The organism is Microcoleus sp. LAD1_D3 (assembly GCF_036702135.1).
Lineage (GTDB): Bacteria > Cyanobacteriota > Cyanobacteriia > Cyanobacteriales > Microcoleaceae > Microcoleus.
In genome coordinates, this window is the sequence record NZ_JAUBSB010000008.1 from 95,134 (window position 1) to 114,305 (window position 19,172).

Here is a 19,172-nt window from a genome sequence, read left to right on the forward strand (position 1 = left end):
TTGTGATGTCAGTCGATGATATTCTCCCGACCGTCCCCTTCAAAATTTGGCAATTATTGTTCTAACTTCAACAAATTTTTAATTCGCGCCTGTGTGGAAGGGTGAGTAGAAAATAGACTTCTATACCAATCTCTACCCGAAAAATTGACAATTAACAGCGGTGCAAAAGCGGGATTGGTTTGAATGGGTATTTGTCGTGCGCTGGTTTCTAAGCGTTGCAAAGCATTAGCTAAAGCGCGCGGGTTTCCAGTTAATTTTGCTGCACTTGTATCGGCAGAAAATTCCCGCGTGCGCGAAATTGCTAACTGAATTGCTGTAGCAGCAATAGGAGCCAAGATGACAGTTAAAATCAACCCGAAAGGATTGCGATCGCTGCGATCGCCTCCTCCCACTCCAAACCACATAGCATTGCTAGCCATCTGCGCTAACAGCGAAATCGCACCTGCAACCGTAGCTGCTACTGCTTGCGTCAGGGTGTCGCGGTTCTGGATGTGGCTGAGTTCGTGCGCGATCACCCCTTCGAGTTCGTCGTCTGACAGCAGATTCAGAATGCCATCAGTAAAAGCGATCGCTGCGTGTTCCGGGTCGCGACCAGTCGCAAAAGCATTGGCAGCCGGAGTCGCGATCGCGTACACTGCTGGCACGGGCAAACCCGCGCGTTGGCAGAGTCTTTCCACCATGCTGTAAATTTTCGGCGATCGGCTAGCAGTTACAGGTCGAGCACCGTAAGTTGCTAGCGCAATTTTATCTGAGTAATACCAAACACTGAAATTCATCGCAGCGGTCAAGACAATACCTATAATCGCACCACCTGTACCGCCGATTACTCCATAGCTAATGGTAGTTAACAGAGCGCTCAGCAGACCTAACAAAGCAACTGTTTTAATTTGATTCCACATCTCCGAAACTCCTAAATTTTCTACTTTTTTAACTCCGAAAATACCGGATTTGTCGCAGAAATAGCTTGTTTAATGTCTGTTTCATGATTTGATATTTACTCACGTTTAAGTGAATAGTGTTAACCTAATCAAACAAGCGGTAAAAGTCAATTCATATAATTCATTAATTTATTTCATAAAACTCATGAACTTCGAGTTCATAAAAGTCATATTTTGAAAATTGTTTGCAATATCGAGAAAAGCAAATATAGGACTTACGCAGTCAAAGGACAAAGAGTCCTTATTGACTAAGAGCTTTCAGAGAGGACAATCGTCCTCTCTAAAAAATCCACAAATCTACTTAAATATCGTCAGAAAATTCACCAAATTTCCAGTCAATATCAGTTTCTGCAACAGCCACAGACTGAGCAACTGGTGAATGATTAGGAGACTAATGATTAGGAGACTCCGGCGACTTCACCGAATTCACTTTTGCTACTGGTGATTTAGCCAGAGGTTCCGCAACAGCAACATCCGATTTTTTGACATTAATTACAGGTGATGCTGCTCCATTTTCTCCATTTTTGCTAGTTTGATTCCACATCATCATGCCCATCAAACCGTCAAGCAAACCCCCACTACCGCCGTTACCATTCACTGCGACATCGGGAACAACGCGAACGCTGCCATCTGAGATCGCCTGCATCAGTTGCAGCAGCGTGTAACTCTGGGTGCCGAGAGCGTTGACACCAACTTGATAAGCATCCGCTTTTGCTTGTCCCATCAGCCGAATCCCTTCTGCTTCACCGCTTGCGTGTTCGATCGCAGCAGTTGCACTCAGTTGGGCAATTTTCACCCCTTGTTCTGCCGCCACCACCTGATTTTGAATGTCCGCGATCGCAGTTGCGCGCACCAATTCTTGACGCTGCGACTGTGAGATGCGCTGCACATCGTAAGTTTTCTCCTGTTCCTGAGCAATTTTGCGATCGGTCAATGTTTGCATCAACTCAGGTGGTGGCGAAATCAAACCAATCAGCGTGTCCACAGCTTGCACGTCGTAGGCCCGCAGGGCTTGACGCACGTGTTCTGCCGCCTCTGCTTGGCGCTGGCTGCGGGCGATCAGGAAATCGAGTATTGTATATTCTTGAGAGGAATTGCGAAAATAATTGCCCACAATTGGACGCAGCACTTGGTCAATGAGATTCTGCATCGAACCTTGCCGCGAAATCACTCTCGGTGCATCCAAAGTACCGACATGAATGATCTGAAAAACTTCTAACTCAAACGTAAATCCGTCAAAAGAAAGCAATTTCAGAGCGCTTAACTTAGAGTCGTAGCCGTGTTCTCCACTGAACCGTGATGTGAAGTTTAAAACTACATCCGTAGTGGGGACAAGTTCGACTTTCATCACTTTTGTATTGATCGGATGTTTGCCGGGATAAAGCGGTTCGACCCACACACCTTTATCGCCTTTATTGACGAGATTGCCGTGGGTAAAAGCTACACCGCTTACATCTTGGTGCGATCGCCCCACATAGGAAATTACGACGCCTACATAGCCGATCGGCACTTCGGTCATTTTTACTTGTTCAACTTGCACAAACCAGGGATTTAGGTTCCAAGAACCCGATAGAATCACCTGTTCTTGCAGCCCTCTGCGCCCGCCACCCTTGATGAAAGATTGCGCTTTTTGGAAATTGTCGTGACCGGGAATTATGGGGCCAGCAATTTCACCTTCATCAATCGGAGTTCCGTCTAGCACGTTCGCAATTCCCACGCGATCTGGAGCAAGTTTGTATACTTTCAAGTCCGACGGCTGCATACCGTTTTTAGTGGCATTCGCAGAAGTAATGACCTCAAATAAAGCCGTATTGATCCGATAAGTACCTGTTGTGATAATGGCTAGCTGCCGCCCTTTTTCTCCACTGCTGGTGAGAAACTTCCGGGCATTTTGAAAATTGTCGCAATCGACGACTTTACCTAAAATCCGATCGGCAGGAATGCTGGCTCCGTCATTAGCAACAATTAAACCGATTTCATCTTGAGGAACGACAACAACAGGCTCTTTGCGAATGCTATATTGCCAGGGAAAATAACCAAAATGCCAGCCGGGAGGAAGGGTATCTGCTTGCAAACCTGCTTCGCCATCGAGAGCAATCAATCTACTGGATGGCAAATTTTTGCGAGAAAATTTCTTGGTAACAATTCCCACTTCTCGTTCGCCGATCGCGATCAGTCCCAAAATCCAGCCAATCTTAGGTAGGAAAATGAAAATTAGTACAATTCCTCCTACGGGATAGATCCACATCGGGATGCTAATTCCTGCTTCTTGGGCTGGTTGAACTTCTTGGGATTGGGGTGGCGGCGGATTGGTTTGAGCAGAAGTTGGTGGCGCGATCGCAGCAGCAGGAGTGAGCGCGGTTGCTAAAGATACTGTCAATGGTAAAAGCTTGCGAAGCCAACGTGATTTAGTCATAGTTTTTTACCTGTTTTTAAGCTAAAATGTACTGAAAAGTTGTTAGCTACAATTATTCAACAGGTTTCTTTTAAGGTCAATTCATTAAATTCATTACTTTAGTTCATAAAAGTCATACCTTTAGTCCGGCAGGGGCTGAAACCCGTACCCCCAAATAGTAACGGAGAAAGCGGCAGTGCCGTTTCTCTACCCCAAAATAATCCCCCTATCATGCTTCAAATCCGCCGGCGTCCGCCCAGCACATCCGTCTCCGTACTCTACTTAGGCTGACGGCATAACAGCAGCAGATTCAGCAACATTTCCTTGATCTTTGCCACTCAAACCAGTTCCAAATTCAGTATATTGCCGCACATTAGGATGGCGAAAACCGAGTACAATATCTTCTTTAGAAATGCCTGCTGCCAGTAAATCACTTGCTACTCCTTCTTCGGTGTCCTCATATTGAATCCAGATTTTATCGCCGATTAAATTGATGTGGATTGGTGTGGCGTGAAGGTATTTGGCCTCATTCCAACCAATATCCAACACTAAGTAGCTTCCTCGTTGATCATCAAAGAGAACTTGGGAAGTATATCCGTCAGGTATGGCAGCGCGGTAGCTGGCGTGTTCTTGCAGTATGGTTTTGATAATTTCTTGGTATCTTAATCGGGTATCCATTAAACTCTCGCCTCACTTTTATCATCAAAAATAATCACTTTTACAATCTGATTTTTTAATAACACTTGTACTAATTATATGGTAAATACGCTATTAAAAATCGGTCGAGAAATTGCCAAATAGAGACTTCTATTATAGAATAATTTGAAATTGAAATTTTGCAGCATTCTCAAGAACAGGCTTTCCGACCTCTTCCACAAAGAGTAAGTTTTTTTGTGGGGTGGGCATCCTGCCCGCCCGTCAAAGGCTTATTGAGGAACATTCCCTCTTTGCGAATGTTCCTCAGTAAAGACCCGTTGTAATGTATAAATCGCTGTTCGTCCATAAACAGACAGGTAATCACTTCATCATTTTGGAGCGACAAATCTGCTACAACCTGAAGAGTTCTATCAATTTCTTCGCCAGCTTGAACTGGCGCTTTCAGAACTACTAAAACATCTATATCTGAGTCGGGATGTGCATCACCTCGCGCTTGGGAACCGTAGAGCACCATTTGGGTGAGGCGATCGCCGTAGAGTTGCTCGAAGTGCGATCGTAATTGCGTCAGTATGTTCTTAAGCTTATAGTTAACGATCATATTTGTGGTAAATGATTGGAGGGCGATCGGACATTTACTATGTTAATATAATTTCACTAAATTGAGACATTACATCAATGCAGTCAACAATAATTAATTAGTTGCTTAACTGTGCCAAGCCTCATAATACTCTGGGAAAGGCATAGTTTGAGTGCATTGCGAAAGAATATCGTAGCACTTGCAATAAAGAGTAAAACTTTCCTGAGTAGGTATATAATTTTTTAGAGATTTTTTTAAAGGTGACACTGCTGATGAAAGCGGATATCTATTAATTATTTTACCCAGATTGTAAGCTGCATAAATGCGGCTATTTGGAGTGTTATAAAGTAGGTCTATTAATGTATAGATGACTTGTTCTTGCATTACATTAGCGTTTCCCAGGTATTGAATTGCAAAATTACTAATTACAAAATTGCTGTGGCGACTCAACTCAATCAGTAGCGCAACTGCTTGCTTATCATTAGTACCAAATTCGCCTAAAAGCCTGACCGCATCCCGAAAAATACCCTCATTAGGACTATTGTGAATTATATCAATAAGTGGCTGAATTGCTTTAGGAGATTTAGAGCAAATGTGCTCGAATGTTTCTTCGGCCCATCTACGTTTTAATTCGTCTTTACTCGATTCTTGTTCGTCAAGCAGCCAGCGGGGTAATTGCCAAACACCATCAAAAATGCTACGTTCAATAGTTCTGCCAGCTTTAGGAGGGGCGGGTGCAATTTTTGCTAAGCTAAAATGCGCTTCACTAGGAATAAATTCATCAGCACTTTTTTCTATCAGAGCGACTAACCTCGCGATCGCCTGCTCATTACCGGGAACGATTTTCCCCAAACACTCAGCAGCTTTTACACAAGTGTACTCATGCTGACTGTTTTGCATCATATTATTCAGCTCATATATCAATTGCTGATTGTTCTGACCAATGAATTCTAAGCTATTAAATGCTTTATCAATGATATAGCTCCCTTGATCAAGAGGAAAGATATCGAAAGTTGTACGAATTAAGTTAATAAGTGCATCGATTGCTTGTTGGTTGCCCGTTCCAATTTTTCCCAAACTGAGAGCCATATCTGCCAACGTAGCATTAGTAGCATTATTGCTACTGTTAAGCATCAGGTTAATTAAAGCAGGGATGGTTCGGCTGCGATCGCTCTCTTGGAATGCAGCTATAGCTGCTTTTGAACTTGGACAACTTTCCGTAACCCACATCTGCATCTCTAAATTGAAATAACCAAATGCCCATCTCATCAATTGCGAAAGGATTGCATCAGCACAGCTACATTCCTTAAACTCAGCAATACCTATCGCTGCTAAACAATACGCTCGGTATTCATAAAAACCTTTGCCCTCTAAAATACACTCCCGACATCCATCTTGAAATTCAACCAAAGCCTTAATAAACGCTTCCTTATTCTCTGTTAGTACATCCTCGCGGCCCAGCCACAATAAAATAACCTCTTTCCACTGGCGCTCAAAAATCCGGTAACTTGCTTTTGAGTCTTTGGGGTTGTCAGGAATGTGATTCAGGAAAAAGTTCCAATGATCAATGGTACCCGCCGCGAAATATTCCTGAAACGTGGGATGCCAGAAAGCATAAACGGGTTCTTCAGGTTCATCTGCATCCATTCCCACTTGATTCAGCCAACCCAAATCCAGGGCCAATTGCAGCAGAGAATCTTTATCCTTTGGCTTGCCCAAAAGCTGACAGACAAATTTATGTCGCAAGCGAAACCGAGTAGGTTCTTTATCGATCGCTTCTCTGGCCAACTCTCTCAGCTTAGCATTCAGCCGCTCTTGATTATTAGAGTCCCGGCGGAAATACTCTGCTTTCCAGTCAAAGATTTTATAGACAAATTTTTGATATAATTTCGCTTTTGTATCAGGCAAATCGCCATCTCGCCCTTGCCAAATTGCACACAACAGCGTCAACCTTAAAGGATTTCTGGCTAAATCCTTAATCCGTTCCTTTCCTGGTTGATGAATTGCTTGCCACAAGCGATCGCCCAATGCGCTATCTTTACTAAACCACTTCTCGATAAACTGCTGTACCTGGGGATAGGTGAACGGTTGAGTAATATAAAATTCAAAGCCATCCAAAATGCGGGGGTTAGCCTGCCAAACATTCAGCCGACAACTTGTTACTATCCGCACATGAGTCAGCAAACCCCTTGCAGATAAGGTTTCCTGCATCTCTGCTGCCATTTCATCTAGCCCATCTAACAGCAACCACACCTGCCGCTGTTCCAACTGACTTTTCCAAGCTGTCTGCAAGTTTTCAGTGACAGTTCCCTCTGCATCTCGCAGCCAATCATTAAATATGTAATCAATTATATTGGTCGCCAAACGTCCTAGAGAAACCCAAATCACCAAATCCTCTGTATTATCTAACAGCCAGAAAGCGATTTTCTGTAAAAGCGTGGTTTTCCCTCCTCCTGGTTCACCAATGATGGCAATTCGATCGTTTGTCTCAGTGCTGAGGAGTGTTGTGAGAAATTGGTTGTATTCAAATCTTTCGGTTTTGCTGTACCCCGTTGACTCATACAACAGCGAACCCTGTTCAGGTGATGAGTCGCCTCCAACCTTTTGGATTTGCTCCTGCTGCACTAAGGTCAAATCTACATAGATATTTTCATCAATCAGATCGCGTTTCATCTGACGAGGCATTAGCTTATTGCTGCTTAGCCGCTTCTGTTCTAGCAGCATCCGGCGACAAACCTCCTGCCACTTGTCGGGAGTGTCCTCAACAGCGAAATCTTGAGCGACAACAGTGCGATCGACAATCTCTTCCCAAGATACCCCTAAAACTCTACAGAAAGCCTTGAAAACTTCAGTGTTAACGCCTGCTTTTCCGTACAGAAAACGTTTCCAATTTCCTTCGGAGCAACCGTCAGCATAAGGGCCTCCTTCTTGCCAAATTTTCTTTGGTTCCAAAACTTTACTAGCTTCCACAAGCCATCTGGGGTCATCTACTGTCCACCCCTTTTCATTCCTTGCCTGCTTAATTTTTGCTATTCCCTGCTGAGAAGCCTTGAGCTTGGCCACGACTACACCTGAATTAAGCAATTGTCAAGATCGATTTTAGATCGAAATATGCACGATCGGAAGCCGATCTAGTGAAACCATGACAAATCAATCATTGTAGAAATGTAGGAAGCGAGGTTGGCCAACTAAATTTTCCTCAATCCAAACCACTACTTGACACAGAAAAAAGATGGCTAATTCCAAAGGATGCAAAGTCTCTGAATATCAACCCGTCGCGGTGCAACTTAGTCTTCCTTGGGGCGAGGAAAAAATTTACTATGATTCTCCCCCATCGCGAACTAAGGTCCGGAGTCAACGCAGAAGGGAAGTTAAAAAACAAGACTCGCAGAAAGTTGTCATTGTTCTGAACAAAAAGTCTCACTAATCATCGCATCTTGTAGAGAAGCGATCGCGTCTCTACAAATGCAATTTGGGAATTTTCACATAACAATCGGTGTGACAGGTTGAAACCTGTCGCTACACAATTAAAGTCCGCGCAACGCCAGACTTGTGCAATTTAACCCGCCTGCGCGGGTTTTGGCTTTGTAGGGGCGATTTCAATCGCTGCATCTGCGCTCGCTGCGACTTCAATCCTTACTCGCCAATTGCAAAAAGCCCGATCGCCCCTACAATAATCCTTAGTATCAACCAGTAACAATGCTCCCAATCCGCCGTCGTCCCCCCAGCACATCAGTCTCCGTACTCTACCTCAGCTACCAAATCGCCGTACCCGACGCCGAACCCCGGCACATCCTCGAAGAAATCGTCTGGGAAAAAGAAGCTGAAGTCGCCCAAAAACGCGATCGCACCCCGTTATCCGATCTTCACAAAAAACTCCCCTTTGCACCGCCTACTCGCGACTTTCTTGCCGCCCTTAAAAACGGCAAAACCACACCCGCTATCATCGCCGAAGTTAAAAAAGCTTCCCCCAGCAAAGGCGTAATTCGCGAAGATTTCGATCCAGTGGCGATCGCCCTAGCTTACCAACAAAACGGCGCCAGTTGCATCTCCGTACTCACCGATGAAAAGTTCTTTCAAGGCAGCTTCGACAACCTCGCTAAAATCCGTGCCGCCGTCGATTTACCCTTACTTTGCAAAGAGTTTATTATCTATCCCTACCAAATCTATCTCGCCCGGATTCACGGCGCCGATGCTGTATTGTTAATCGCAGCTATTCTATCTGACAAAGACTTACAATACTTTGTGAAAATTGTCAAGACTTTGGGCATGACAGCTTTAATAGAAGTTCACACTCTCGAAGAACTCGATCGAGTATTAACCATACAAGGCGTCAACCTAATCGGCATCAACAACCGCAACCTAGCAGACTTTTCCGTCAGCCTAGAAACTACCGGTCAACTATTAGCCTCGCGCCAAACCGAAATCCAAGAAAAAGGCATCCTCATCGTCAGCGAGTCAGGAATCCACACTCCCGACGACTTAACTCAAGTTGCCAGTGCTGGCGCCGGGGCCGTCCTCATAGGCGAATCTCTAGTCAAACAGCCCGATCCGGGTGCTGCTTTAGCCTCCCTTGCCGATCGCCCTCCCAGCCTGTGAAAGGCGAGACCGCTTGACAAACCACCCTTAATTCTGATAAAAAATGATTAAGTAGGTAAATAATGAGAATTTCTAGCCTGCATCGACTCAAGCGCTACTGTAAAAAAGAAATAGCACTCAAAGCTATATTGCATAGAAATATTTTGCCAGAAAGCAATTAAATCTATTCTGTAAGCCTGTCGATCGCAAGATTTAGCGTGTCCAACGCACCCAGCCCCGAATATTCGATCGGCAAAGCAGGGGTTATTGTACGGTTAGAAAACAAATAAAAAATCGGGCATCTAATGTTCACCTGTGATGCCTCATGCAATTGCAATGGGGTGTCGGTTCGCTGAGGTATATTAGCTTTCATGGAGCCAATCCCCCTTCCTTCGTACATTCATTATGAATTGCTACTTCAATTGTTAGAACGCAAAACGATGTTTGCTGTCAGTCCACAATCGCCGCAGCAGCAACAAGTTCACCAACTTATTATTACACTGCGTAAAGCCCTTGCCATTCAAAAGCAATTAGAACAAAGCTGCGAGCGATCGAACTTAGCGGTAGAACATCGCTGGTCTCTAAATGAAATTAACCATAAGGGAGTTAAAAGTTAAAAAAGTTAGAGTAGCGACGTGACGTATCGTATTTGATTTATTCTATATAACTCCCACAGAAAAACTTAGGACAATATCATGGACAACAAATTAATGCTGATGATTCCCGGCCCGACGCCGGTACCTGAAGCGGCCTTGTTAGCGATGGCAAAACACCCGATGGGCCACCGCAGCAAGGAATTTGACGCGATTTTTGCAGAATGTACCGAAAATTTGAAATGGTTGCACCAAACTAAAAGTGACGTGCTGAGTTTAACCGTTTCCGGTACCGGGGCGATGGAAGCTGGGATAATTAATTTCCTAAGTGCGGGCGATCGAGTTTTAGTCGGATGCAACGGCAAATTTGGCGAACGTTGGGCCGAAGTCGCCGAAGCTTACGGTTTAAACGCCGAAATTATTAAAGCCGAGTGGGGTCAACCTTTAGACCCCGAAAATTTCCGCGAAAAACTCGAAGCAGATACAGAGAAGCAAATCAAAGCTGTCATCATCACGCACTCGGAAACCTCCACCGGCGTCCTCAACGACCTCGAAACCATCAACCGCCACGTTAAAGCCCACGGTGAAGCTTTAATTATGGTCGATGCTGTGACTAGCTTAGGCGCTGTCAATATTCCGATGGACGCTTGGGGCATCGATGTCATTGCTTCGGGTTCTCAGAAAGCTTACATGATTCCTCCAGGTTTGGGTTTTGTGGCCGTCAGTCCCAAAGCTTGGGAAGCTTACAAAACTGCGAAACTGCCCCGCTATTATTTGGATTTGGGTAAATATAGCAAAGACGCTGCCAAAAATACCACTCCTTTTACTCCACCGGTCAATATGTTTTTTGCCCTGCAAGCATCGCTGCAGATGATGAAAACAGAAGGGTTGGAAAATGTTTTCGCGCGGCACAAACGCTTAATGACAACTACTCGCGCTGCTGTAAAAGCTTTAGGTTTGCCGTTGTTTGCTGCTGACGATGCCGCGAGTCCTGCGATTACTTCGGTTATGCCACCAGAATCCGTAGATGCTCAAAAAGTGCGGACTTTGATGAGAAAGAGATTTGACATTGCTCTCGCCGACGGACAAGACCATTTGAAAGGTAAAATCTTCCGAATCGGCCATTTGGGCTTTGTGTGCGATCGCGATATTCTAGCAGCAATTTCCTCTTTAGAAGTTGTGCTGAGCGAATTGGGTCATGAAGGCTACACTCCTGGTGCCGGCGTTGCCGCTGCTGCCAAATTCTTGGCTGAATCCTAATCTCAGTTGTTAAAGGATTTTAGATTTTAGAGAGTATCAAAAATCTAAAATCCTTTTAATATGCTTCGGATAACCAATCAAAGATTTTATCCAACTGTTCGAGAGTGACTAAACCATATTGCCACAGAACCATCGGCAAGGAATTCGGGTCCTTATCACGCTGCCGCTGTTTGTCACCGCCACGACGTTCGGCGACAGCAATTGACGCGGGGGAAATTGCCAAATCTTCTTGTAAAAATCGAATTAATCTAGTGTATGTAGCGGGTGCCATGTGATTTCACCTCTAAGTATAGGACACCATTTTCTGATGTGAACCTGATGTTTGTGATGAGTAATAAGCCAGTTTTAAATTTGTCTTGTTACCGTCGATAGCTTTTAAAACGCTATTAGCGGTTGAACTGCCAAACGTAATGCTGAGTGCGAGCGCACAAGCTAACCTTTCCCAAAAAGTGAAAGGTTTTGCAATTTTGCTGATGTCTGCCCGATCGACTTGCGATCGCGATCGAACCTAAACTGAATACCTCGGCATCTTTGCAGCGCGAATCAGAATAAATTCTGCTACCTAAAACTACTAAACCAGGTTCAGAGTTTAACTTCATCTGCCGAAATGCAGAATCCGCAAATCTACTTCGGCAAAATTAGTTAGATATTTCGATCAAACCCGAAACTGCTACCAGAAGTTAAGTTTGCCAATTCCCGCCAATTAACTTGGCTCGTAGCATATTACTTTAGATAGATGTAGTAGATTTTGCTCGATCGCCAGAACTTCCAGAGAATTTCTTTTCGTGTTGCTACACCTTGAGGCTGAGTATCGTCTCTCAGGATTGGTAACGAGTCACTGACTCGTCTCCTACCTGCGACCAACAATCTACAGCTTCCCGAAACAAGCTCAAGTCCTGACTGACTGAGATCGACATCGTAGCAAATCTTTCGGTGTTTATACTGAATGTTACATTAATATTCTAATAGATTTTATCAATTTTTGTAAAGTTTCTAAATTTTCGCCGGTATTCCGAAGGCAGGGGCAGTTCGGCAACGGATTCCGTAACGGATGGTAAAAAGAAGGAAGAAGGAAACCGGGGGATTGTTTATGGATGGAGGTTTTCGTTAAAAAACTCGATTTCAATACGATCGCCCTCTTTGACACCGAGTTCAGCAGCTCGCCCGCCCCGGAGTTCAATAACTCGATCGACAACAGTATCGGGCCCGTAGGTAGGACAAGGATCTTCAGTACAAGGAGGTGCAGAAACTTCGATCGCCTCAACCACCCCATCCCGCAGAAAAATCATATCCAGAGAAATCTTGCAATTTTTCATCCAAAAATTGACCCGCCGCGCCGATTTAAACTCAAACAGCATTCCTCTGTCATCCGGCAAAGAAGTTCTGTACATTAAACCCATAGCCTGCTGTTCCACGGTTTTCGCCACTTCGAGTTCGATTGGGCGATCGCCTATCCGAGCTCTAGCAGAAACAGGCAGCACTTGCCCCGATGTTGTCCCCGTCGGAGACTGCGAGGCCAAAATACCAGTAGCACCAGCATTCGCGACAGGTAAAGTCGGCGAACATCCCAGCAAAAATATAATTACTCCAATACCGAGCAAATTAGTTAAATAACTCATAATGATTTTAGATTGTTGACTGTTGACTGTTGACTGTTGACTGTTGACTGCGTTGAGTGATGACAACTGACAACTGTCAACTGACCACTGACTAATGACTGATGACTAATGACTTCTTCAAGCTTCCCGCATCACATAGCCAACACCGCGCACGGTCTGAATTAAGCGCTTTTCGCCCTCATCTTCAATTTTGAGGCGCAGATAGCGGATGTAAACCTCAATCACATTCGACTCGCCCAGAAAGTCGTAACCCCAAACATTTTCCAAAATTTGTTCCCGAGTCAAAACCTCGCGGGGATGTTCCATCAAATACTTTAGCAGCTCAAATTCTTTCATCGTCAGGTCGATCGCCCGTCCATTGCGTAGGGCCCGCCTAGAGGCCAAATCCAAAACTAAATCGCCAAACCTCAATTGTTCGTTGCTGCTGTTATCCGGCTGCAAATACAAGCGCACCAACTGCAAAAACTCCTCAGTGCGGTAAGGTTTGAGAAAATAATCATCCGCCCCAGCTTCCAGACAAGCTACGCGATCGTCAACTGTATCACGACCGACCAATAGCAGCACCGGCACCCGATTGCCAATACTTCTGAGGTAAGAACACAGTGACAGCCCCGACTCAGGGCCAAGTATGCGATCGATTACAATCAAAGCTGGCTGCAATTCATGAGCTAAATGTTGGCCTGTGGCGGTATTAGAAGCCACTACCGCTTCGTAGCCGGAGGATTTTAAGTCGAGACTCAAGTGTCCGGCGAGAACTTCGTCTGTTTCAACTAGCAGGACACAGGGATTGCGATCGAGAGTAATTGCAGCCATTAAATTGACCGATGAAGACCATAACTGTTCTAGCACGTCTTAAGGAAGAGAGGGAGAGTGGGAGAGAGGGAGAGGGGGAGAGGGAGAGAATGGGAGAGTGGGAGAATTACAAATTACCAATTACCAATTAAACTATTTGGCATTTAAATTGAAGCTCGATCGCCACGGGCTCTCCTGCCCGCGCCACAAGAGTTTAAGTAAAAAGTAGTTTACAAATTAAATGCACTACAGCTTACCAATTACCAAATTGAATAATTTATGACCATCATCGTATTCGGCAGTATCAACATCGACTTAGCAGCAAAAACTCCCCGGTTGCCGCAGCCAGGGGAAACTATCATCGGTAGCAATTTTTTCACAGCCGGCGGTGGCAAAGGAGCAAATCAAGCCGTCGCCGCCGCCCGTCTCGGCACTTCTACCCACATCATCGGCCGCGTCGGCAACGATAAATTTGCTGAAGAATTATTGACCAATTTACAATCTTATGGTTTAAGTACAGACAATGTATTAATAGACCCAAACACTCATTCAGGAGTGGCAATTATCGCCGTAGACGAGACAGGTCAAAATAATATTATTGTGATTCCGGGCGCGAATAACAATGTCGGTGAAGCAGATATAGAACGTCTCAAAAAACTTTTAACAGCAGCTACATCCTTGCTGTTACAGTTAGAAATTCCGCTGGAAGTTGTCCAAAAAGCTGCGAAAGCTGCTCGTCAAGCGGGGGTGCGAGTTATTCTCGATCCAGCACCGGCTAGGGCGGATTTGCCACTGGAACTTTATCCGCTAATTGACATTATCACGCCGAATGAAGTGGAAGCCAGCCAGTTAGTCGGTTTTCGGGTGAAGGACACCGAAACAGCGATTGTAGCTGCCAAACACTTGCAGGAGCGTGGTGTCAAGAATGTTATTGTCAAATTGGGCGATCGCGGGGCTGTTGCTGTTACGGCGGATGAAACCTTTTTTGTACCGGCTTTTGCTGTGGAGGCGATCGACACTGTGGCTGCTGGCGATGCTTTTAACGGCGGGTTGGCCTCTGCATTAGATGCCGGTCTTTCCTTGTCAGAGGCGGTGCGGTGGGGCGCAGCAGCGGGCGCTCTGTGCACAACTAAAGTGGGTGCTCAAGGTGCTATGCCCGATCGCGCAACTTTTGATAAATTTTTGCATAATTTAACTTGAATTTGTCAGGTGCGTATTAGTTGAATTTGTCAGGTGCGGAAGGCGCACCCTACTTTGACTTTTAAAGCGCGCATTAGTTGAATTGGTAATTTGTAAGGTGCGGAAGGCGCACCCTACTTTAACTATTTTTATTTAATCGTCGTCTTTGAATTCTTTGGCTAAGCGATCGAGTCTGTCGTTCGTTTCTTTAGTAAACTTGAGTAACTGAACGCTGACAATCTCTGATGCTAACCCGCCAGCCGTGGTAACTCTTCCTTCTGGGATTTTTCCCGAAAACAACATTCCGATACCTAAAATACTCAGACAAGCACTTAACATTGTTAACCCAAGAGTCGCATTAAAACTGGATTTAGCTTGACGTAAACGTTCTCCAATGACATCACGCTCGATTTTGTCGGAATTATCAGAGGGCGATGGTTGGTTGTTTTTTAATTTCTTGTTAGGCATTTGTTTTGTTTGAACTCTATAATCCTATTGAAATGCAAGGAAAGTTGAGTTCAAGGTTAAGATCAGTTGAGAAAGAAGGTTGAGGGAGTTGACTTTTGGTTGACTTGTAGTTGAGATTGGATTTATAATCACATTAATTTTCTCTGGAGGCATCATGGGGCGATCGCTAAAAGTTTCTCCAGGGTACATAGAAAAAGTCAAATCGGCTGTAGGGCGCAACGGCTTCCCCAGTCAGAAGCTTTTGGCTGAGGAATTGGGATTATCCCTATCGACTCTCAAGACCTTTCTGAGGGGAGCTCCTGTTGATTATATAAATTTTGTTGAAATTAGCCAGAAATTGGGGTTTGAGTGGAAAACCATTGCGGATCAAGAAGTAACAGACTCCCAGTCACCTCAGCCGAGATCACAACAAACCTGTGAGGACATTTCCCCCTTCATCACGGGCAATCCCATCACCAATCCGCGCTGCTTCTTTGGACGCCAGAAGGAACTCAAACGCCTATTCGACTTACTGAAACGCCGTCCCCTGCAAAATGCTGCCATTATCGGCAAGGGGGGCAGTGGCAAGACTTCTTTGCTGCACTACTTGAAAAATATTACCACCACCCCAACAGAACAGTTGCGTCCGGGTCAAAAATCTGACTGGTTGCCCCATCCAGAAAACTATCGTTGGATTTTCGTAGATTTTCAAGATGCGCGACGGCAGAGTCGGGAAGGGCTGCTGCGCTACATTTTAGAATCCCTAAAAATGTCAGTTCCCAGCCCTTGCGACTTAGAGAGATTTATGGATGCGGTTAGCAGTAATTTACGTCAGCCTACAGTCATCCTATTAGATGAAATTGGTGTAGGTTTACAGCGCTGTCCCGAATTAGATGATGGGTTTTGGGAGAGTTTGCGCTCTTTGGCGACTAACCAAACCAATGGGAATTTAGGCTTTGTCTTGGCAACTCCAGAATCGCCGATGGAATTAGCGCGCAGTACGGGACATAGTTCGCCTTTTTTCAATATCTTTGGATATACCACAACTCTGGGAGCTATGACTGAAGATGAAGCGCGCGAGTTGATAGCCAGTTCGCCCATTCCTTTTCCGGCTGAGGATGTCGAGTGGATTTTGAATCAAAGTAAATGCTGGCCTCTGCCGCTGCACATTCTTTGTCGAGAACGATTATTTAGTCTGGAAGATGGGGAAATGGGGGATAAGTGGCGTGAAGAAGGGTTACAACAGATGCAGCCCTTCACTCATTTATTTGAGAAACTTGTCTAGCGATCGTTATATTTATGAAACTACTCAAAATTAAGTACGTAAAGCAATTTGATCGCAAGCCCTGGCATTTATCTGTGGGCTCAATTTAAAATCTAAAATCTAAAATCTAAAATCTAAAATCGGATGACCTCACCAAACGTGCCGCGCAACGCCTACACAGATTCACCAGAAAAGCATCCCAACCTAATTCTGGGTAGCCTGCAACTGCTGTTCTGGATTTTCTTTCGTCCCTCGGCATTGCTTAATCATGCAGAGCGGATTGACCGGGATTTAAACTCTAACTCAGCTAGACGGAGGCATTTACAGTGGGAGAGTCCAAAATTGTGGCGGTTCATGCTCCCGTCATACTTGGTTCTGCCTTTATTAATTAGTTTGTTGCTAGGTTTGGTGCTGTGCATATGGGGTCAGTTTATTGAAAACACTATATTTCGCGTGGCGCTCGGCTTCGCATTTGGCTTGGCGTTATTCATATCAGTTCAGTTAGGTAATAACAAAACACTTTATGTTGCCTTTAATGTATTGGGGAGCTATGGGATTACCATCGCGCTAGTAGCAACTTTCGGCTGGAAAGTTATTATGTTCGGAGTCGGGGTGCCGCTAGCCCTAACCCTAATGAATTGTATTTTGTTTATGGTTTGGGGAGGCTTTGTCTACCTAACAGGTGGAGATAAGGGCCCAGAGCAGGGCAAAAAAATAATAATTAACTCCGTTATCGCCTTCTCTCTCCTATTCTATACCGCCATCATCTCTCTCCTATTATACGCACAAATAATGTACCCAGTGACACCCAGAACAGAGGTTGCGGTACATTACATGAAAGTTCTGTTCGGAGCCGGGGTGGTGCTAGCCCTAATGTGTTTGATTTATGGATGCTTTCTGTACATAACCGATCAAGGAAAAGAGGAGAATGCCAAGCAGGCCAGACAATTAATAATCAACTCCATTATCGCTATCTTTCTCCTATTCTGTGTCCCCATCATCTCTCTCGTATTATACCGAATAATGTACGCACTCACACCCATAATAACAGAGGTTGCGGTACATTACATGGCTGAAATGGCTGGGTTTAGCGTAGCATTTATCTTGAATTTGTGGCTACCTGTGGTAATCTATCCCTTTCTGATAATATGGAATACCCTGCTTTATGAACTGGACAAACGACGCAAACCCACTAAACCTAGTTTCTTACGTTGGCATTCCGCTTTTTGGGATGAGCGGCAGCGCCTTCCCCTACAAGGCTTAGACCAGCACGTTCTTTTAGTAATGAGGCGGAATCCAGAAGAGGGCAAAGCTGCACTCAACTATTTAAACACAAGCCGCCAGCGTTGGGCGGCACAAGAGGTACAAATTGAACTTGATGTACGGGAATTAGAACGTTGTACGGATGTAGCTGCTATCGGTAACGCCTACCGCAATCTAGCCCTTGGAGGACTGAATAGTCCAGTTAGTTTCCTCCTAACTAGCTTTAGTCGCATCAGCGAGGATGTAGCAGCAGCCCTCAACCAAAATAGTGCTTACAACCAGCGTTTAGCCCTCAGTGCTGTAGCAGAAAGATTAAATGGTTTAATTGGAGAATTGACCCGCAGTGGTGACAAATATGCAGTACGTTTTCGCCCTATTGCATATAGTTGGTATGAAATTGTCACCGACTATGTGCGGGAACTAGCAGAAGTTGTCGAACTGCGACAAGAAATCGACAACCCTTATATAATCGGCGTACCCCTGACAGAACAACAGGAAATCTTTGTCAAACCCGTTGACTTAAGTGGAACTTACATCAGTACGCGCATCGAGCAATTACTGCTAGACCGCCGCCGCCCTCCTTTGTTACTCTACGGTCAGCGGCGCATGGGCAAAACTTCCCTACTCAACAACTTGGGGCGCTTGCTACCCAGCAATATCATTCCCATGTTTGTAGACTTGCAAGGCCCAGTTTCATCAGCAAGTGATTCTGCTGGGTTTCTCTACAATATCGCTAGGAGTATGGCAGACTCAGCCAAGCGCCAAAGTGCGTTAACTCTTCCATCTCTTAAGCGCGAAACACTGCAAGATGACCCTTTCACCCGCTTTGATGAATGGCTGCGCGAAGTAGAAAAAGCGCTACAACAAAATATTGCTCTGCTTGCCTTGGATGAATTCGAGGCGCTAGATAATGCCATCACAAAAGGACGCTTTGATCAGGAGGATGTTCTGGGAATGTTGCGTCACCTGATTCAACATCGTCCCCGCTTCAAAGTGCTGCTAGCTGGTTCCCATACAATAGAAGAATTTCAGCGTTGGGCTAGCTATTTAATCAATGTCCAAGTCGTTCATATCAGCTACCTGAAACAACCAGAAGCGCGTCAATTAATTGAGCGACCCGTTCATGATTTTACCCTGCGTTACGAACCGGATGCGGTTGAGCGAGTCTTGCAACTCACCCGCTGTCACCCTTTCCTAATACAACTCCTCTGCGCTGAAATTATCGCACTAAAAAACGAGCAAGATCCATCTATCCGCCGACTAGCAACCTTAGCCGATGTAGAAGCAGCAATACCAGAGGCTTTAAGTGTTGGCAGTTTCTTTTTTGCCGATATTCAAAGCAATCAAGCAGATGCAGCAGGATTAGCTATTTTGCAGTTTTTGGCAGCACAAGGAGAAGGGGCAATAGTCAGCCGATTAACTATTTTGCAACACTTTCCCGATAAATCCGATGCTCTCAATTTACTTCTGCAACGCGAATTGATTGAGGAAGTTAGTGAGGGCTACCGTTTCCAAGTTGAATTAATTCGCCGCTGGTTTGCATCACCTCTGTCTGTCCAGTAGTCTACGGCGAGATAAAGTAGATATTGCCTGTAGGGACACAACACTGT

The 19,172-nt window shown here is 45.0% G+C and carries 16 protein-coding genes; 6 read left to right on the forward strand and 10 right to left on the reverse strand.

The genetic code is table 11. The annotated features are described in order from the left end of the window. Nucleotides 1-53 precede the first annotated feature (53 nt). From QUA74_RS07075 to QUA74_RS07095, 5 genes are all read right to left on the reverse strand, one after another. Complete coding sequence (locus QUA74_RS07075; protein ID WP_333326459.1) at nucleotides 54-899, reverse strand: M48 family metalloprotease; 846 nt, start codon at nucleotides 897-899, stop codon at nucleotides 54-56. 430 nt (nucleotides 900-1,329) lie between these two features. Next, entirely contained in the window at nucleotides 1,330-3,354 is a 2,025-nt protein-coding gene (locus QUA74_RS07080; protein ID WP_333326461.1) for an SPFH domain-containing protein, read from the reverse strand. Nucleotides 3,355-3,615: 261 nt separating this feature from the next. After that, nucleotides 3,616-4,011, reverse strand: a complete 396-nt coding sequence (locus tag QUA74_RS07085) for a XisI protein (protein WP_333326463.1) — start codon at nucleotides 4,009-4,011, stop codon at nucleotides 3,616-3,618. A 169-nt stretch (nucleotides 4,012-4,180) separates the two neighbouring features. After that, nucleotides 4,181-4,588: a nucleotidyltransferase domain-containing protein gene (locus tag QUA74_RS07090; protein ID WP_333326465.1), complete on the reverse strand. Its 408-nt coding sequence runs from the start codon at nucleotides 4,586-4,588 to the stop codon at nucleotides 4,181-4,183. A gap of 105 nt (nucleotides 4,589-4,693) precedes the next feature. Next, a complete protein-coding gene (locus QUA74_RS07095; protein ID WP_333326467.1) occupies nucleotides 4,694-7,630 on the reverse strand; it encodes a HEAT repeat domain-containing protein in 2,937 nt (978 codons plus the stop codon). Between the two features lie 636 nt (nucleotides 7,631-8,266). Between QUA74_RS07095 and trpC the strand changes: the two genes are divergently transcribed. From trpC to QUA74_RS07110, 3 genes are all read left to right on the forward strand, one after another. After that, nucleotides 8,267-9,166: an indole-3-glycerol phosphate synthase TrpC gene (gene trpC, locus QUA74_RS07100; RefSeq protein WP_333326469.1), complete on the forward strand. Its 900-nt coding sequence runs from the start codon at nucleotides 8,267-8,269 to the stop codon at nucleotides 9,164-9,166. Nucleotides 9,167-9,516: 350 nt separating this feature from the next. Next, complete coding sequence (locus QUA74_RS07105) at nucleotides 9,517-9,762, forward strand: DUF5340 domain-containing protein (protein ID WP_041623669.1); 246 nt, start codon at nucleotides 9,517-9,519, stop codon at nucleotides 9,760-9,762. Nucleotides 9,763-9,840: 78 nt separating this feature from the next. Then, complete coding sequence (locus QUA74_RS07110) at nucleotides 9,841-10,998, forward strand: alanine--glyoxylate aminotransferase family protein (protein ID WP_333055068.1); 1,158 nt, start codon at nucleotides 9,841-9,843, stop codon at nucleotides 10,996-10,998. A 55-nt stretch (nucleotides 10,999-11,053) separates the two neighbouring features. Here the strand turns inward: QUA74_RS07110 and QUA74_RS07115 are convergent, their stop codons facing one another. From QUA74_RS07115 to nblR, 4 genes are all read right to left on the reverse strand, one after another. Beyond that, a complete protein-coding gene (locus tag QUA74_RS07115; RefSeq protein ID WP_333326471.1) occupies nucleotides 11,054-11,269 on the reverse strand; it encodes a DUF2949 domain-containing protein in 216 nt (71 codons plus the stop codon). Between the two features lie 115 nt (nucleotides 11,270-11,384). Beyond that, on the reverse strand, nucleotides 11,385-11,597 hold the full coding sequence (locus QUA74_RS07120; RefSeq protein ID WP_333048950.1) for a hypothetical protein: 213 nt from the start codon (nucleotides 11,595-11,597) through the stop codon (nucleotides 11,385-11,387). 489 nt (nucleotides 11,598-12,086) lie between these two features. Then, on the reverse strand, nucleotides 12,087-12,617 hold the full coding sequence (locus tag QUA74_RS07125) for a DUF192 domain-containing protein (protein ID WP_333326473.1): 531 nt from the start codon (nucleotides 12,615-12,617) through the stop codon (nucleotides 12,087-12,089). Nucleotides 12,618-12,734: 117 nt separating this feature from the next. Then, entirely contained in the window at nucleotides 12,735-13,430 is a 696-nt protein-coding gene (gene nblR, locus QUA74_RS07130) for a response regulator transcription factor NblR (RefSeq protein ID WP_333326475.1), read from the reverse strand. Between the two features lie 258 nt (nucleotides 13,431-13,688). On the opposite strand from nblR, the gene rbsK reads away from it, so the two are divergent. Next, nucleotides 13,689-14,609: a ribokinase gene (gene rbsK, locus QUA74_RS07135; protein WP_333326477.1), complete on the forward strand. Its 921-nt coding sequence runs from the start codon at nucleotides 13,689-13,691 to the stop codon at nucleotides 14,607-14,609. 132 nt (nucleotides 14,610-14,741) lie between these two features. On the opposite strand, the gene QUA74_RS07140 is transcribed toward rbsK, so the two are convergent. Continuing rightward, complete coding sequence (locus QUA74_RS07140) at nucleotides 14,742-15,056, reverse strand: TRADD-N-associated membrane domain-containing protein (RefSeq protein WP_333326479.1); 315 nt, start codon at nucleotides 15,054-15,056, stop codon at nucleotides 14,742-14,744. Nucleotides 15,057-15,210: 154 nt separating this feature from the next. On the opposite strand from QUA74_RS07140, the gene QUA74_RS07145 reads away from it, so the two are divergent. Beyond that, the gene (locus QUA74_RS07145; RefSeq protein ID WP_333326481.1) at nucleotides 15,211-16,320 is read left to right on the forward strand and encodes an ATP-binding protein; all 1,110 of its coding nucleotides are present in this window, start codon (nucleotides 15,211-15,213) and stop codon (nucleotides 16,318-16,320) included. A gap of 123 nt (nucleotides 16,321-16,443) precedes the next feature. Beyond that, nucleotides 16,444-19,125 (forward strand): AAA family ATPase, encoded by a 2,682-nt coding sequence (locus tag QUA74_RS07150; protein WP_333326483.1) that lies wholly within the window; start codon nucleotides 16,444-16,446, stop codon nucleotides 19,123-19,125. The last annotated feature ends 47 nt before the right edge of the window (nucleotides 19,126-19,172 follow it).

What these genes read in the sequence shown, in the direction of transcription:
- QUA74_RS07075 (WP_333326459.1), bottom strand. Translation starts at nt 899, where the DNA reads ATGTGGAATCAAATTAAAACAGTTGCTTTGTTAGGTCTGCTGAGCGCT.
- QUA74_RS07080 (WP_333326461.1), bottom strand. Translation starts at nt 3,354, where the DNA reads ATGACTAAATCACGTTGGCTTCGCAAGCTTTTACCATTGACAGTATCT.
- QUA74_RS07085 (WP_333326463.1), bottom strand. Translation starts at nt 4,011, where the DNA reads ATGGATACCCGATTAAGATACCAAGAAATTATCAAAACCATACTGCAA.
- QUA74_RS07090 (WP_333326465.1), bottom strand. Translation starts at nt 4,588, where the DNA reads ATGATCGTTAACTATAAGCTTAAGAACATACTGACGCAATTACGATCG.
- trpC (WP_333326469.1), top strand. Translation starts at nt 8,267, where the DNA reads ATGCTCCCAATCCGCCGTCGTCCCCCCAGCACATCAGTCTCCGTACTC.
- QUA74_RS07105 (WP_041623669.1), top strand. Translation starts at nt 9,517, where the DNA reads ATGGAGCCAATCCCCCTTCCTTCGTACATTCATTATGAATTGCTACTT.
- QUA74_RS07110 (WP_333055068.1), top strand. Translation starts at nt 9,841, where the DNA reads ATGGACAACAAATTAATGCTGATGATTCCCGGCCCGACGCCGGTACCT.
- QUA74_RS07115 (WP_333326471.1), bottom strand. Translation starts at nt 11,269, where the DNA reads ATGGCACCCGCTACATACACTAGATTAATTCGATTTTTACAAGAAGAT.
- QUA74_RS07120 (WP_333048950.1), bottom strand. Translation starts at nt 11,597, where the DNA reads ATGAAGTTAAACTCTGAACCTGGTTTAGTAGTTTTAGGTAGCAGAATT.
- QUA74_RS07125 (WP_333326473.1), bottom strand. Translation starts at nt 12,617, where the DNA reads ATGAGTTATTTAACTAATTTGCTCGGTATTGGAGTAATTATATTTTTG.
- nblR (WP_333326475.1), bottom strand. Translation starts at nt 13,430, where the DNA reads ATGGCTGCAATTACTCTCGATCGCAATCCCTGTGTCCTGCTAGTTGAA.
- rbsK (WP_333326477.1), top strand. Translation starts at nt 13,689, where the DNA reads ATGACCATCATCGTATTCGGCAGTATCAACATCGACTTAGCAGCAAAA.
- QUA74_RS07140 (WP_333326479.1), bottom strand. Translation starts at nt 15,056, where the DNA reads ATGCCTAACAAGAAATTAAAAAACAACCAACCATCGCCCTCTGATAAT.
- QUA74_RS07145 (WP_333326481.1), top strand. Translation starts at nt 15,211, where the DNA reads ATGGGGCGATCGCTAAAAGTTTCTCCAGGGTACATAGAAAAAGTCAAA.
- QUA74_RS07150 (WP_333326483.1), top strand. Translation starts at nt 16,444, where the DNA reads ATGACCTCACCAAACGTGCCGCGCAACGCCTACACAGATTCACCAGAA.